The 14,444-nt window shown below is 47.3% G+C and carries 13 protein-coding genes; 6 read left to right on the top strand and 7 right to left on the bottom strand.

Annotation, left to right across the window (positions count from 1 at the left end):
• Positions 1-175: 175 nt before the first annotated feature.
• Positions 176-739, top strand: a complete 564-nt coding sequence (locus NG795_RS07670) for a Uma2 family endonuclease (protein WP_367288064.1) — start codon at positions 176-178, stop codon at positions 737-739.
• 286 nt (positions 740-1,025) lie between these two features.
• Here NG795_RS07670 and NG795_RS07665 read toward each other — a convergent pair whose 3' ends face one another.
• The gene (locus tag NG795_RS07665; protein ID WP_367288063.1) at positions 1,026-4,376 is read right to left on the bottom strand and encodes a glycoside hydrolase family 15 protein; all 3,351 of its coding nucleotides are present in this window, start codon (positions 4,374-4,376) and stop codon (positions 1,026-1,028) included.
• A 264-nt stretch (positions 4,377-4,640) separates the two neighbouring features.
• Between NG795_RS07665 and NG795_RS07660 the strand changes: the two genes are divergently transcribed.
• Complete coding sequence (locus NG795_RS07660; protein WP_367288062.1) at positions 4,641-5,378, top strand: WecB/TagA/CpsF family glycosyltransferase; 738 nt, start codon at positions 4,641-4,643, stop codon at positions 5,376-5,378.
• Between the two features lie 293 nt (positions 5,379-5,671).
• Here NG795_RS07660 and NG795_RS07655 read toward each other — a convergent pair whose 3' ends face one another.
• The 5 genes from NG795_RS07655 to cysK form a co-directional block, all read right to left on the bottom strand.
• Positions 5,672-7,570: an ABC transporter ATP-binding protein gene (locus NG795_RS07655; protein ID WP_367288061.1), complete on the bottom strand. Its 1,899-nt coding sequence runs from the start codon at positions 7,568-7,570 to the stop codon at positions 5,672-5,674.
• Between the two features lie 467 nt (positions 7,571-8,037).
• Entirely contained in the window at positions 8,038-8,232 is a 195-nt protein-coding gene (locus NG795_RS07650) for a hypothetical protein (RefSeq protein ID WP_367288060.1), read from the bottom strand.
• Between the two features lie 199 nt (positions 8,233-8,431).
• A complete protein-coding gene (locus NG795_RS07645) occupies positions 8,432-8,740 on the bottom strand; it encodes a hypothetical protein (protein ID WP_367288059.1) in 309 nt (102 codons plus the stop codon).
• An 88-nt stretch (positions 8,741-8,828) separates the two neighbouring features.
• Positions 8,829-8,984, bottom strand: a complete 156-nt coding sequence (locus tag NG795_RS07640) for a hypothetical protein (RefSeq protein ID WP_367288058.1) — start codon at positions 8,982-8,984, stop codon at positions 8,829-8,831.
• Positions 8,985-8,990: 6 nt separating this feature from the next.
• Positions 8,991-9,953 (bottom strand): cysteine synthase A, encoded by a 963-nt coding sequence (gene cysK / locus NG795_RS07635; RefSeq protein ID WP_367288057.1) that lies wholly within the window; start codon positions 9,951-9,953, stop codon positions 8,991-8,993.
• 657 nt (positions 9,954-10,610) lie between these two features.
• Between cysK and NG795_RS07630 the strand changes: the two genes are divergently transcribed.
• Positions 10,611-11,048 carry a type II toxin-antitoxin system VapC family toxin gene (locus NG795_RS07630; RefSeq protein WP_367288056.1) on the top strand — a complete coding sequence of 146 codons (438 nt, stop codon included), beginning with the start codon at positions 10,611-10,613 and terminating at the stop codon, positions 11,046-11,048.
• On the top strand, positions 11,035-11,262 hold the full coding sequence (locus tag NG795_RS07625) for a hypothetical protein (RefSeq protein ID WP_367288055.1): 228 nt from the start codon (positions 11,035-11,037) through the stop codon (positions 11,260-11,262). Before NG795_RS07630 ends, NG795_RS07625 begins: the two co-directional genes overlap by 14 nt.
• Before the next feature lie 140 nt (positions 11,263-11,402).
• Here the strand turns inward: NG795_RS07625 and NG795_RS07620 are convergent, their stop codons facing one another.
• The gene (locus NG795_RS07620; RefSeq protein ID WP_261207748.1) at positions 11,403-12,608 is read right to left on the bottom strand and encodes a phosphoglycerate kinase; all 1,206 of its coding nucleotides are present in this window, start codon (positions 12,606-12,608) and stop codon (positions 11,403-11,405) included.
• A 194-nt stretch (positions 12,609-12,802) separates the two neighbouring features.
• Here NG795_RS07620 and NG795_RS07615 point away from each other — a divergent pair, with 194 nt between their 5' ends.
• On the top strand, positions 12,803-13,216 hold the full coding sequence (locus tag NG795_RS07615; RefSeq protein ID WP_367288054.1) for a universal stress protein: 414 nt from the start codon (positions 12,803-12,805) through the stop codon (positions 13,214-13,216).
• A gap of 364 nt (positions 13,217-13,580) precedes the next feature.
• Positions 13,581-14,444, top strand: a complete 864-nt coding sequence (gene ylqF, locus NG795_RS07610) for a ribosome biogenesis GTPase YlqF (RefSeq protein WP_367288053.1) — start codon at positions 13,581-13,583, stop codon at positions 14,442-14,444.

The following is a 14,444-nucleotide window of genomic DNA, read 5'->3' as shown; positions in this document are numbered from 1 at the left end:
AGAAGATTAGAAACCGGGTTTCTGAACAACGATTAGGGAGAGAACCTTAATCTGACTTAGAAACCCGGTTTCTTTTTGGGAAACGGAATGCGCTCTAGGATTGAGCGCTATAATAGGGGGAAATTGAGAGAGGCGATCGCGCACTCAACCCCCCTCATTTTGGAGGTCCCCCAACATGGTCCAAACCCCATCTAAATCTTTAACCTTAGAAGAATTTCTCAAACTCCCCGAAACCAAACCCGCGAGTGAATATATTGAAGGCGAAATCATCCAAAAGCCAATGCCACAAGGAGAACATAGCACAATTCAATCTGAACTAATTATCGCGATTACTGCCGTTGTTAAGCCCACCAAAATAGCCCGAGCTTTCCCAGAATTGCGGTGTATCTTTGATGGACGGACCATTGTGCCAGATATCGCTGTCTTTACGTGGGACCGAATTCCCAGGAGAGAAAATGGTAGAGTAGCCAATGTGTTTAACGACTCTCCCGATTGGATCATAGAAATACTCTCTCCCGAACAAAGAGTTGCAAAATTAACAAAAAAAATTCTACACGCTCTCAAACACGGGACTCAAATGGGCTGGCTCATTGACCCCACGGAACAGACTATTTGGGTATATTATCCTCACCAACCACTCGAAGTCTTTGATGAACCTGAACAGCAAATTCCTGTTCCTGCCTTTGCCAGTGACTTGCGACTAACTGTGGCAGAGATATTTGGCTGGCTGTTAGAATAGAGATGAATTCAACACTCTATTTCAAAGTTGCCACACCCGGCGGGGGTTAAAACCCCCGCCTCACAGAATTAAGTCGGTTGAAACCGACTGAAAGTCTTATGAAATGGTGTCTTTAGTCGGTTTTCAACCGACTTTAGCTATGAGGCGGGGGATTTATCCCCCGCCGGTTGTTGCAACGGATGATATGGTTGAATTAATTGTGTTTTTAGTCGGTTTTCAACCGACTTTAGCTATGAGGCGGGGGATTTATCCCCCGCCGGTTTTTGCAACGGGTGCTAAGGTTGAATTACCCGACTGCGATCGCCTTGCCAAATTTGGTCAGGTAGCGGAATGCTTTCACCACAAAACTGGCGCAAACATAAGGGGAAGTATTGTAAAATGAAGGCCATGCCAAGGCTTTATCTTCATCATAGCAATCGCTTCGTTCCGGATGACCTTCAATCCAGGCTAATCGCACCGCATGACCAATTAATACATCCAGGACGATGTATTCCTGAATCTGTAAATCGGGGTTGCGATCGCAAATTTCCGCGAGTTCCATCAAAGTTTCAATATTTACCTGTCGGTATTCCGGTGCTTGAATTTTATTCAGCAAATGTTCCACCCGCAAAGCAAAATTCTTTTCTCCGGGGGTCATTTCTGCTAAAATCAACTCACTATCTAAGCGGTTGCGGCGCTCTAATTTATCCCCAATCACTAACCCTTTACAATGTTGCATGACTTGCCACACCCGAGGATAAAACTCTTTCGGGACTCGTCCTGCCGCGCCATCTAACTGTCGCCGTCGGTGCCAATTTCCTGAGATTTCCTCGGTTTCATTGGGGGAAGGAAGCACTACCCAGTCAATTTCTTGTTCCTGTTGTTGAACGTGCAGAGATTCTTGTTTTTTCAAAAGTTTATTCATCCCTGCATATCCTTTCAAGACTTCCCGCAAGCGATTATTAATTTCAAAGGGACTTAATTCCATCACCCGTTCATAAGCTTCATCTTGGGTGAGGTTTAATTCTTTGGCGAGTTCACTGGTAATCAGCAAGATTAAGTAACTCACGCGCAGGGTTAGCAATCCATCAAATAAGTCGGGTTCGGCTTTGATTAATAACCCCAGATAGAGTAAAATCTCCTGAGTCAAGACGCGATCGCGAATGTCCTCTCCGCAAAACAGCCGAATTTTGTCCACAATTTCTGTATAAGACATCGGACGAGAAATCAGGGATGCCTCACTGTAAGCTTTCCCGACGGTAATCTGCTTTTGTCGGACCAGGATATCCGTCACCGCATCGGATAACCCAATATCTACTTTATTCAACAACCCTGCGGCGCGACGGACAACGGACCAATGAATCTGCTTTTGTGCCGCATTCTCGGTGCTATTCCCCTCGGTTCTCGGAGTCTTTCGTTTGGTACTTCCGGCAAGGGTACAATCCCCGATCGCCTTCCCGGTTCCTGCCTTAAAATAGACTTCATTCAGCAAATCGGCCACCGTCACTCGGCGTCCGGGTCCTGCCAGTCCCGTCTCAAACTCTAATCCCCGCAAGCGATACAGGGTATGCAACAATTCGATTTGCTCATACAAATTACAAGAAGAGCGCAAGCTATCCAACAATAATCCCGGATCGGTTTCACTCTCTAGCATGAACTCCTGAGTATGACTTAACGGCCCATTTTTCTCCGCATCGTAAGCCAAAAAATAACAAGCGGGGGCCGCATTTTGTACGGGATTCTCACTAAACTGAAATTCATGGAGAAAATCAATCCGTTCAATGCTGCCGGTGAGCATCAATTGATTCAGTCGTCCCAACTTCACCGGGGTTCCTGCACAGTGCCCATCGCGCAATTCTTTCATCAGTTCCAGCAATGCTGGGAGAAATCCCTCACCACGCCCATCGGTTTCTAACATGGCATGAGTTAGCAGCAAGGTTACCGTAGGACGTCCTACTCCATGACCCCCAATTTGAGGATAGCGCCACCAATGGCGATGGATATAGGCCAGTTCACCCTTGATATTTGACACTAAAAAGTGATAATCTAAGGTGAGATAAAACTCCTGCTGGTTTAAAAATGACGGCAAGAAGACAATCGTTTCTCCGCGAATCCGAAAAATATTAGAACTTGTGAGACTCCGCAACCGGCGCACGGGTCGTCCGGTTAGCCCTAATTTATCATTTCGGCCAATTTGCCGATAGACTTGGGAGAGGTCTCGTGCTTGTCGCACTTGGATCGGTTCGACTTCTGCCGGAGTTTGGGTGGCGATGCCATGATAGGCGAGTTCGGTTTGGAGGTCTTCATCTTCCGCAAGCAAGGCGATTTGCACCACAGGTTGGCGGCGTCCTGTGAGGGTGCGGCGACGTCCTAATGGGTCGATATCCCCTCGGTCTAATAACCCTTCATCCAGCATCAGACCCAGGAAATATAGACTTTGCGCCCAGACTAAGGGGAGATTTTCATTGGGGAGACGCGGTTGAGTCTGGGGATTGGCACGTTCGGCTTCTACCTTGTCTGCGGGAACGTAATACAACTCAGGGAGGAGTTTCAATCCGTAGGATTCGACAACCAAGGAGTTGAGGCGTTCTTTATACTCTTCGGTTTGGGTGCGATCGCCTCTAAAAATCCCATCCAAAAACAAGTAAGTGAAAAATAACGGCCACTCACATTCGATATTCTCAAACTTTTTCAGTTCCCAGGGTTCGTAATGCAAGCGCCAGGGGTCTTCCAAAACCGTTTGATGTCCATCCCGCAAAAACCGCTTGCAGCCGTATTTCCCTTGTAATTTTTTGATGACCTTCTGTTTAGTGCGATCGCATAACGGACCATCCTCGATCGCAAACGCCGGAAATGTGATAATACTCAACAACGCCGCATCCACTTCCTTAGAACTCGATTCCCGAGGCAGAATCGATTCCAACGTCTGCCTTGCCCGGGCAATTTCATCCGCCAGGACATGAATCACCGAATTTTGAGACCCTTTGACCCCAAACAAATTCACCCCATTAATCGCTTCCAATGCCGCCAGTGCCATGCCAATCGAAGAAGCATTTAACTCCGGATTGCCTTTATTAATTTTATTTCCCCGTTCCCAGATGCCATAATCCGGAGTGCGATACGCTCGGCCAATATAATAAACCAAGTTTTGAATAAAATTAACCTCATCCACCGTATAAATGATGGATAACCCGGAAACGGACATTTGAGCTAACATCAACAAAAAGATTGAAGTTGCATCAAGTTGGAGATGTCCCCATTCATTATCTCCGACGACTGTATCTCCGGTATGGGTATCGAATTTAGCGTGTAAACAATCCAACAGAGATTGGGTTTCTTTGAAGCGTTCCACCTTGTCCGCTTGTCGCATCATACAAAACAGCAATCCCCGCATCAACTTCACCACACTATGTTCTAACTCATAAGTGCGTCCTTGGGAATCATCCATTTTGCGATAAGCGAGGGCCAACCCCCAAACGGCGAGAATGCTATAAACATTGTCGCGCACCCAGGCATCGGTATAGTCCCCGTGGGCGTTGATGGCGGTAGAAGCCGGTAACAGCCCTGTAATCGGATTTTGGCGAACCAGAATGAGGGACTGGATCTGGTGATAGTAATAGTCTAATCGGGTTTGACGTTCGGTTGAGGTTAGGGTCATGAGGTTGTTGGGGGTTGAATAAACAGTAAGATTGGGAGCAGTGCGGGTTTATCCTCAGTGGTGCAAGGGGCTTTTACCCTCCCTAGAGAATATCCGGGCGCTTTAATACCAATTTTTATAAATAAGCGCGCACCTTATTATCCGTAATTTTTATAAAACTGAGGTTAATGGTAATCAAATTAAAATATAATTAAAATCAAATTTAGTCAAGAATAAGCTGAGGCGTTAGCAAGCTGGAAGTAAGGGTCTAAAAATAAAAGGGTTATGTTACAGGTGTTGCAAAAATTTTCTGTATTGGGACTGCCGGTTCATATTACCACTCATTATCGAGACTGGTTACAGTCACGGTTGCAGCAACGCCAGGGTACTCAGGTCGTGACGCTGAATGCGGAAATGGCGATGCAAGCGCTAGAAAATCTGGACCTCGCTGAGGTGATTCATCAGGCGGATTTGGTGATTCCTGATGGTGCCGGAGTGGTGTTTTACTTTCTCGTCAGAGGTCGAAAAATCCAGCGATGTCCTGGGATTGAACTGGCGGAGTCCTTGGTGCAGTTAGCGGGGGATTTGGGGGAGGACTGTTCCACCTTTTTCTTTGGGGGGAAACCGGGAATTGCTGAAATAGCGGCGAAGCGATGGCAAACGGAGTTACCCGGATTGGCGATCGCCGGGACCCAGGACGGATATCTGTCTCCAGAGAATGAACCTGCATTCAAAGCGCGCCTTCAACAACTGCAACCCCGCTTGATTTTAGTCGGATTAGGCGTTCCCCGACAAGAGTTTTGGATTCGAGAAAATCGCCATTTATGTCCCGACGCAATTTGGGTGGGAGTTGGCGGTAGTTTCGATATTTGGTCAGGTCAAAAAGAACGAGCACCTGTTTGGTTGCAACGCCTCCAGATGGAGTGGGCCTACCGTCTCTATCAAGAACCCTGGCGTTGGCGACGGATGTTAGCATTGCCCCATTTCGCCTGGATTTCCCTGAAAAGCGCCCTCCGTCAGTAAGAAGGTTTCCCTTTGTTCGTAGTAACGACTTCAGTCGTTTCCAATGTTTGTAGTAACGACTTTAGTCGTTTCTTTATGTTCGTAGTAACGACTTCAGTCGTTTCTTCAGTTCGTTAAAGGTCGCATCTTAAATATTAAAGGTCCGAGTCACCTTATCCCTTCCCAAGGGGGAGAACGACTGAAGTCGTTACTACGAACTAAGAAAGAGAACGACTGAAGTCGTTACTACGAACTAAGAAAGAGAACGACTGAAGTCGTTACTACGAACTGGGAAGACCCCCATCCTCCACGAACTACGCCGACACCTGCCGCTGTGCTTGTTGTTCTTGGATGCGATCGAGGGTGCCGGTGGGGATGGAGGCGATGAGCGATCGCGTGTAGTCTTTTTGAGGGTTGCTGTAGATGCTTTCGGCGGGACCCACTTCTTCTATCTTGCCTTTATTCATGACTAGAATGCGATCGCTCATAAACTTGACCACACTCAAATCATGGGAAATAAAAATATAGGTGAGTTTAAACTCCTCCTGTAATTCTTTTAACAAATTCAACACCTGCGCCTGGACCGATACATCTAAGGCCGAAACCGATTCATCACAAATAATAAACTTAGGATTCAGCGCTAATGCTCTCGCGATACAAATCCGTTGGCGTTGACCTCCAGAAAACTCATGAGGATAGCGATTCATCAATTCCGCATTTAATCCCACTCGTTCTAATAAATAGGCCGATCGCTCTCGTCGTTGGCGTGAACTTTCTCCGACTCCATGTATTTTTAACGGTTCCATCACCAAGTTCCCAATGCTCATCCGGGGATTAAGGGAACTAAAGGGATTTTGAAAAACAATTTGCATTTCTCGGCGCACTTGTCGCAACTTTCTCCCTTCCAGTTTGCCGACATCTTGCCCTTCAAATAAGACTTTCCCGGCAGTGGGTTCAATTAATCTTAATAAAGTGCGAGCAAGGGTGGTTTTACCACAACCGGATTCTCCCACTAATCCCAAGGTTTCTCCCGGATACACTTCAAAAGAAACCCCATTCACTGCCATCACATACCGTTGGGTTTCTCCAAAGATACCGCGCACCGGAAAAGCGACTTCTAGGTTACGAACTTCTAGCAGAGGAGACTTTTGCTGTAACTCAGTTAACCGTTTTTCGATGTCCGCCTCACTGACTTCTTGGATGTTTGTTACTCCATCCAGAGAATCGTGAGTTTCGCTGTGTTTTTCTCGAATTTCGCGATCGCCACTGGCATTGGTGACCACTTCCATAAAATCCGAAACCGTCGGCAGATAAATTAACCGGCGATCGGGACGGGGACGACAAGCTAATAAACCTTTTGTATAAGGATGTTGGGGATTAGAAAATATTTGCAAAACTGAACCCTGTTCGACAATTTTCCCTTGATACATCACCGCCACTTGATCGGCGATTTCCGCAATCACCCCAAGGTCATGGGTAATAAACATCATGGACATTCCCCGGCGATCGCGCAAATCCCGCATTAATTCGAGAATTCTCGCCTGGACTGTCACATCCAAGGCCGTTGTCGGTTCATCCGCAATCAGCAACGTGGGGTCACAGGAAATCGCCATAGCAATCATCACCCGCTGAATTTGACCCCCAGACAATTCATGGGGATAGCGCTTCAAAATTGCCAATTTTTGCTGATTCACCTGTTGCATGATTTCCCGGTCCGTTGCCGTTTCGGGTAGCTGCACCTGTTCGCGCAATTCGGCATCACTCGGGAGCAACTTCACCTCTTGTAACGCAGCAACTGCCCGTCTTCTCGCCTCAGATTCTGATACTTGATGATGCAGTAAAATCGCTTCAGTGAGTTGAAATCCGATATTATAAACCGGGTTCAGAGAACTCATCGGTTCCTGAAAAATCATCGAAATTTTGCCCCCGCGATACTGCTGTTTCGCTTGGGGAGGCAGGGTCAATAAATCGATGGGTTCTTCTTCCTGAGTCCCTCGAAACCAAATTTCGCCCCCGGAAATCCGTCCCGGAGTCGGCACTAATCCCATCACCGCCAGGGAAGTGACGGATTTCCCAGAACCCGACTCCCCGACAATGCCTATGGTTTGGCCGCGTGGGACTTTAAACGAAATCTGGTCAACAGCTTGAACGGGTCTTCCTTCGGTGAAAAATTGGACTTGCAGATTGCGAACGTCAAGAACGGTGTCAGTCATGGAGAATTAGGGGGAAAAGGTAGGAAGATTGTAACAGGGTCAGTTTGTAGATGTTGTAATTTTAGGAGTAGTTTTAGGGGAAAAACTGCATCAGTATCCCCTCAATATTAACCCACTCCGTATCTGGAGCGATCGCCCGGTACTCTCTCCATCGCGGACCCTGGCACTAAAAACCGACTCAAAGCGAGGCAAAGCCCCCCACCGTAGCTGCATCCAGCAGATTGGTCCAATTGATTTGGGTAAATTTTTCCCTACGTTTATTAAAAGCTGTATGAGAAACAGTTTTTGGTAAAATTAAAAGGAAGTTAACCCCCTTCAGGGAAAGCATAGAAATAATGGATATTGATGAAGTTCTCAGGCGATACGATGGGAGTGAAAGAGATTTTAGCCAGATTAATCTACATTTTTTTGCAAGAGATATATTTAAACGAGTTCTCGACTTCCCCCTCTAAAAATTTTTGATAATATTAATCCCGCACCCCATCAAAAACATCGGACTCGATCCATATTCCCTCAGAATCCAGTTCTCGGCGAAAGGCCTGAAGCCGTTGCCAAAATTCTCCCCCTGTCTCAATCGACAACCTAATTTCTTGACCATCGGGAATATCTAAATCTTCAAATATTTCAATATTTCGACCTTTTTTAATTCCTTTGATTTGCATAATAAATTATTTTGCTTCCTCATGGATAACCTTTGGGAAATTATATCATACCCCTCTAAAAATTTCATCAATTCTCCTGAAAAACAGAAAGAGGCGATCGCTCACCTCTTTCTCAAAAACATCTTTTAATACCCTGACGGACCCAGGGGATGAACTCAACGGATTCACCTTTCCCCTGGAGGCCGATCGCTTCTTTGGATTACTGCGCGGTAGGGTTTTGATGGTTTTCTTGGTTTTGATGGTTGGGGGCATTTTCTCCGCCGCCCATGCCACCATTCATTTTAGCTTTGCAACGTTCTTTCATTTCTTGCATTTCCTGCATTTGCCCCCTCATTTCCTCCATCTGCACCCTCATTTCCTGGTGCTGTTGCTGCATCTGTTCCAGAGTCATGGGGGGGACCGTTCCTTGGGGTCTTTGTGCGAACAAAGGATTGGCACTGACGACTAAGAGGGTCACACCTGCGGCGGCGGTTCCTAGGACGGTTTTGGTGAATAAACTTGCGTTCATTTCGACTTCTCCAGGGCTTAATTTTTTCCTGTTAAACACAGGATAAACCCTCCGCTTAAGGGGAGAGTCTAGGGGGTTTTACAATTCTTTACAATCGGGTAAACAGGAGATGGGGGCGATCGCCTCCAGAGGGTTCTCCGGTCCCTGGTGACCGGGGTCCCATTCCCCAAGCAAAACTCGACACCGTAACCGAGAAATTGGGTTTCTGGGTCACGGTGTCGAGTTCAGGGGAAAAATCAAGCAAGGGATATTAACTAATCGCTGCTGCCTCTTGAAGTTCAGGGTCTTGGAAGAGGGGAGTGCTCAGGTAACGTTCTCCAAAACTGGGCTGAATCATCACAATCAGTTTACCTTCATTTTCTGGCCGTTGAGCGAGGCGGATCGCGGCGCATAAGGCAGCACCCGCAGAAATACCCGAGAGGAGACCTTCTTCCCGGGCCAAACGACGACTGTAGGCCATTGATTCATCATCGCTGACCACAATTACTTCATCAATGAGTTCTACCTTCAACACATCGGGAATGAATCCCGCCCCGATGCCTTGAATTTTGTGGGGACCGGCAGATCCGCCGGTGAGGACTTGACTGGTGGTGGGTTCAACGGCGATCGCCTTAAAACCGGGTTTGCGCGCCTTGAGCACTTCTGCCACTCCGGTTAAAGTCCCACCCGTTCCGACCCCAGCAACCACAAAGTCTACAGCACCATCGGTATCTTCCCAAATTTCTTCCGCTGTCGTCTCCCGATGAATCTGCGGGTTGGCGGGGTTGCTAAACTGTTGCAACATATAGGCATTCGCGGTACTGTCCACAATTTCTTGAGCGCGAGAGATGGCCCCTTTCATCCCCATATTGCCCGGAGTCAATTCCACCTTAGCCCCATAAGCGCCTAACATCAATCGGCGCTCTTGACTCATGGTTTCAGGCATCGTTAGAATCAGTTGATAGCCCTTGGCGGCAGCGGCCATTGCCAGAGCAATTCCGGTATTTCCCGAGGTCGGTTCAACTAAGATGGTTTTTCCCGGAATAATTCTCCCCTCCTCTTCCGCGACATTAATCATATTGACGCCGATACGATCCTTAACGGAAGAGGCGGGGTTCATTCCTTCTAATTTCACCACAATTCTAGCCACACAACCTTCGGCTTGAGGAATGCGGTTTAAATCGACTAAAGGAGTGCGACCGACGAGTTCAGTAATATTTCGAGCTATTTTCATGACTTCACTGAATAGATAGGGTTAGTGGGGTTATTGACTGTTGAGAACGGTGCAGCGCCAGATTGCACTGACCGATTGTACTGAGATTCCCTTGGGGGATTTTTGAGCTTAACCCGACTCCAGTAAACGATTGAGAATGGGGGATGGTCAAGGTTGATGTAATAAAACTTTACTCATCAAACGTCCCAGTATGTGAGAAGTGACTGCTAAGTTTTGATAACTGAATCAATCCAAACCCTATTTCTCTAACCTGCATTGGAGTCGTCGTCACCCGGTGAATAATGACAAAAGATTATTATAGCGCGATTGGGAATGATTTTAGTTGCAGATTGGGGCGATCGGCACCGATAAAGTCGCTTAATAGAAAGTAGATTAACAATTACTGGACAAGACATTCAGGCTGTCATTTTTCCAGGGAGCAGCTTCTCTATATTTTTGATTAGGTCTACTTACTTATAAAAAAGTTCCTTGAAATCACAATAAATCTTTAAAATAAATTCAATTGTGAATCAATCTTAAATCAGATGCCTTCACGCCCCCCATGAGCAACGATTTAATTCGGTTATATAATAAGGGTACTCAGTCCCATTACTGAGTCGAACATTTTACGGGTAATCCCCAAGAGGCAGTCCCCCGATCGCCGAAGGAAATGATATAATGCGGCTTTACCTTGATACCATCGCTTACAATCGCCCCTTTGATGACCAGTCTCAAGTTAAGATATTCCTGGAAACCCAAGCAGTCCTGCTGATTTTACAACTGATTCAAGATCAGCAAGTAGAATTAGTGAACTCCAACGTTTTAGAATATGAAAATAGCCGAAACTCTAATTCTGAGCGGGCAAAATTCGTTGACTTTTACCTGAGTCGGGCCACATTCCGGCAAATCGCCAACGAGTCGATTCGACAACGCGCCCAAACCTTAGAAAAAATGGGACTCAAAGCCATTGATGCCTTGCACGTTGCCTGCGCTGAAGCGAGCCAGAGCGATTATTTTATAACCTGTGATAAACGATTAATTAATCGGTGTAAAACCCTAAACCTACTCGTCATGAATCCCGCTGATTTTATTTTGGAGATGGATGATGAAAATTAAAAGACCAACCGAACAAAAAGTTATTCAACAAGCCTTAAATATCTTATCGAATCACCTAGAACCCTTGAATTATGCTCGGTTTGTAGCAGCTATTAAACTGGGAGAAGGGGATTATTTAAAAACCAAAGACCAACTTTTTACCCAGGAAACCGTTGATAGTCTTTATGAAAAAGTTCAGACCTTTGAAACGGCAAAAAATGAATCTCAACTCTAATATTCAAGTTTACCGTTCCCGGGCTAAAGTAGGGGTAATGGATGAATTACCCCTACTCAACTCCTGAAAGAGTTATCCTCGGTTCAGGCAGCGTTACACCCTAGGACTGGGTATCCCACCCGGTCTAAATATCCCAATACTTAGGCTTCATCTAAGGCGGCAACTCCGGGGAGTTCCTTGCCTTCGAGTAATTCTAAGCTGGCACCGCCGCCGGTGGAAATGTGGCTCATTTTATCGGCCAATCCGACTTTTTCCACGGCTGCCACGGAGTCGCCACCACCGATGATGGTGGTAGTGCCTTTGGGGGTCAGTTCGGATAAAGTATGGGCGATCGCCTCGGTTCCTTTGGCGAATTTGTCGATTTCAAACACACCCATCGGTCCATTCCAAATCACCGTCTTGCAATCGGCAAGAGCGTCTTGGAAGGTTTTTACGGAATCAGGACCAATATCCAATCCCATCCAACCATCCGGGATATTTTCCACGCTGACAATTTGCGTATTGGCATCGGCACCAAATTTGTCTGCAATCACCACATCGGTTGGCAATAACATCGCCACGCCGCGTTCTTTTGCCTTCGCTTCCAATGACTTGGCTAACTCTAGCTTGTCATCTTCCACCAAGGAATTCCCCACGCTGATGCCGCGCGCTTTTAAGAAGGTGAAAATCATCCCACCACCGAGGAGAAGTTTGTCACACTTCTCTAACAAGGTTTCGATGACGCCAATTTTGCTAGAAACCTTGGAACCGCCAATAATCGCCGCCAGAGGACGCTGAGGTTCTTCGATCGCCCCTTTGAGGTATTGCAGTTCTTTCTCCATCAAAGACCCAGCAACCGAGGGACTCAGGTAATGGGTCACCCCTTCGGTGGAAGCATGGGCACGGTGGGCCGTTCCAAAGGCATCATTCACATACAAATCGGCCACAGAAGCCAGCTTTTTGGCAAATTCTGGGTCATTTTTCTCTTCCTCAGCATAGAACCGGACATTTTCCAGTAAGGCAACTTGGCCGTTTTCCATGCCTTGGACCTTGCTTGCCACCTCATCGCCAATGCAGTCATCGCATTTGATGACTTCTTGACCCAATAATTCCGAGAGGCGCTTGGCAACTGGGGTGAGGCGCATTTTTTCATTCACCTGACCCTTGGGACGTCCAAAGTGGCTGGACAGAATAACTTTGGCCCCTTTACCCGTTAAATCTTGAATCGTCGGCAATGCAGCCCGAATCCGGGTATCATCGGTGATGTTACCAGCATCGTCGAGGGGTACATTAAAGTCAGCACGAACTAACACCCGTTTACCGGATAGGTCTGAGGCTGACAAATTTGCTACAGTTTTCTTGGGCATGAAGATCCCTCCTAATTGCGTTTTTTGGTCTGTTTTCTAGAAAATCGGCTTATAGCGCGTGGGATTTAACTCCTGCGCCGAGGCAGTACCCCAAAACTGACCTCATTAATGGGGTCACGATAGATGAGTCTCTCTCTATCTGGAAGGTTTGCCGTAAACATTTTATCGTTGAGTGCGTCCTAAACACGGCTGCTATGTTTAAAACTGTTCTTTTTCCGATCGATGAAAGTCGCGAGTCCCGTGAAGCGGCGGATACGGTGGCCCAAATGGTCAAAACCTTCAACTCGCGCTTAATTTTGCTGTCTGTGAATGAGGTTGAGGTGGAGGGAGAGGAACCGCCACCTCCAGAACGGGTGATGACCCCGGAGGCGATCGCAGAATTACTCAAAAATGCTCAGTCAATGTTTTCTAAGCTAGGTATCACAGCGGAAACCATTGAACGGGAAGGAAAACCTGCCTTTATCATTTGCGATGTAGCGGACGAAATCAATGCGGATCTCGTGATTATGGGTTGTCGCGGGATCGGGTTGACGGAAGAGGGTCTCGCCGATAGTGTCACCAACCGGGTGATTAATCTGGCCCCTTGTCCCGTGCTGATTGTACCGTAGGGCAAGTTTCTCCCCTCTTAGTTTGTAGTAACGACTTCAGTCGTTATCTTCTCTTAGTTCGTAGTAACGCCTTCAGGCGTTATCCCTCTTCTGTTCGTAGTAACGCCTTCAGTCGTTATCCCTCTTCTGTTCGTAGTAACGACTTCAGTCGTTATCCCTCTTCTGTTCGTAGTAACGACTTCAGTCGTTCTTCCGGTTCCTTAAAATGTAGCATCCTAAGCTTTATGGTTTGAATCCTCGACTTGGTTAAGCCGGAAACGACTGAAGTCGTTACTACGAACAGGGGAGGATGGTCTCTCCCCCATCCTCCCCATCTTCCCCATCTGTCCCATCTCCCCATCCTGCATTTATCAAGTATTTAACAATGACAACTCCTGACATTCAATGGTATCCCGGCCATATTTCTAAGGCGGAAAAACAACTGGCGGAACAATTGAAGCTGGTGGATGTGGTGTTGGAGGTCCGGGATGCGCGGATTCCTTTGTCTACCCATCATCCCCAGGTGCCGCAGTGGGTGGGGAGTAAAAGCCGAGTTTTGATTATTAATCGGGTGGATACGATTTTGCCCCCCCTGCGCGATCGCTGGCATCTGTGGTTTCAACGTCAGGGAGAAACGCCGTATTTTACCAATGCTCAAGATGGGACGGGGATCAAGGCGATATCTAAGGCGGCAAAAGAGGCGGGGATTGCCCTGAATCAACGTCGTCTCGATCGCGGGATGCGCCCTCGCGCTGTTCGTGCGGTGGTGATTGGGTTTCCTAATGTGGGCAAATCGGCGTTGATTAATCGCTTAGTTGGGCGTCGTGTGGTGGAAAGCGCCCGACGTGCGGGGGTGACTAAGCAACTGCGTTGGGTGCGGATTTCCGATGAACTGGAACTGTTGGATGCCCCTGGGGTGATTCCCAGTAAGTTAGAGGACCAAGATGCTGCTTTAAAGTTAGCCATTTGTGATGATATTGGTGAGGCAGCTTATGACAATCAACGGGTGGCATCGGCATTTGTGGATATGGTGAAAGAGATTGAGGCAATTGGGACCGGATGGATGCCACCGGAGGCGTTGCGATCGCGCTATAAACTTGACCCTCTCCCCATGACGGGGGAAGATTATCTCCATAATTTTGCCGAATCCCGATATGAAGGCGATGTGGAACGGGCGGCGCGGCAAATTCTCAATGATTTTCGCAAGGGATTGTTAGGTCAAATTCCCCTAGAATTGCCTCCGGAATAA

Source organism: Laspinema palackyanum D2c (assembly GCF_025370875.1).
GTDB classification, from domain to species: domain Bacteria; phylum Cyanobacteriota; class Cyanobacteriia; order Cyanobacteriales; family Laspinemataceae; genus Laspinema; species Laspinema palackyanum.
The sequence above is the reverse complement of the archived record's forward strand: the minus strand, read 5'-3'. Positions and strand labels throughout refer to the sequence as shown.

Coding starts and splice junctions, on each gene's coding strand:
- NG795_RS07670 (WP_367288064.1), top strand. CDS start 176: ATGGTCCAAACCCCATCTAAATCTTTAACCTTAGAAGAATTTCTCAAA.
- NG795_RS07665 (WP_367288063.1), bottom strand. CDS start 4,376: ATGACCCTAACCTCAACCGAACGTCAAACCCGATTAGACTATTACTAT.
- NG795_RS07660 (WP_367288062.1), top strand. CDS start 4,641: ATGTTACAGGTGTTGCAAAAATTTTCTGTATTGGGACTGCCGGTTCAT.
- NG795_RS07655 (WP_367288061.1), bottom strand. CDS start 7,570: ATGACTGACACCGTTCTTGACGTTCGCAATCTGCAAGTCCAATTTTTC.
- NG795_RS07650 (WP_367288060.1), bottom strand. CDS start 8,232: ATGCAAATCAAAGGAATTAAAAAAGGTCGAAATATTGAAATATTTGAA.
- NG795_RS07645 (WP_367288059.1), bottom strand. CDS start 8,740: ATGAACGCAAGTTTATTCACCAAAACCGTCCTAGGAACCGCCGCCGCA.
- cysK (WP_367288057.1), bottom strand. CDS start 9,953: ATGAAAATAGCTCGAAATATTACTGAACTCGTCGGTCGCACTCCTTTA.
- NG795_RS07630 (WP_367288056.1), top strand. CDS start 10,611: ATGCGGCTTTACCTTGATACCATCGCTTACAATCGCCCCTTTGATGAC.
- NG795_RS07625 (WP_367288055.1), top strand. CDS start 11,035: ATGATGAAAATTAAAAGACCAACCGAACAAAAAGTTATTCAACAAGCC.
- NG795_RS07620 (WP_261207748.1), bottom strand. CDS start 12,608: ATGCCCAAGAAAACTGTAGCAAATTTGTCAGCCTCAGACCTATCCGGT.
- NG795_RS07615 (WP_367288054.1), top strand. CDS start 12,803: ATGTTTAAAACTGTTCTTTTTCCGATCGATGAAAGTCGCGAGTCCCGT.
- ylqF (WP_367288053.1), top strand. CDS start 13,581: ATGACAACTCCTGACATTCAATGGTATCCCGGCCATATTTCTAAGGCG.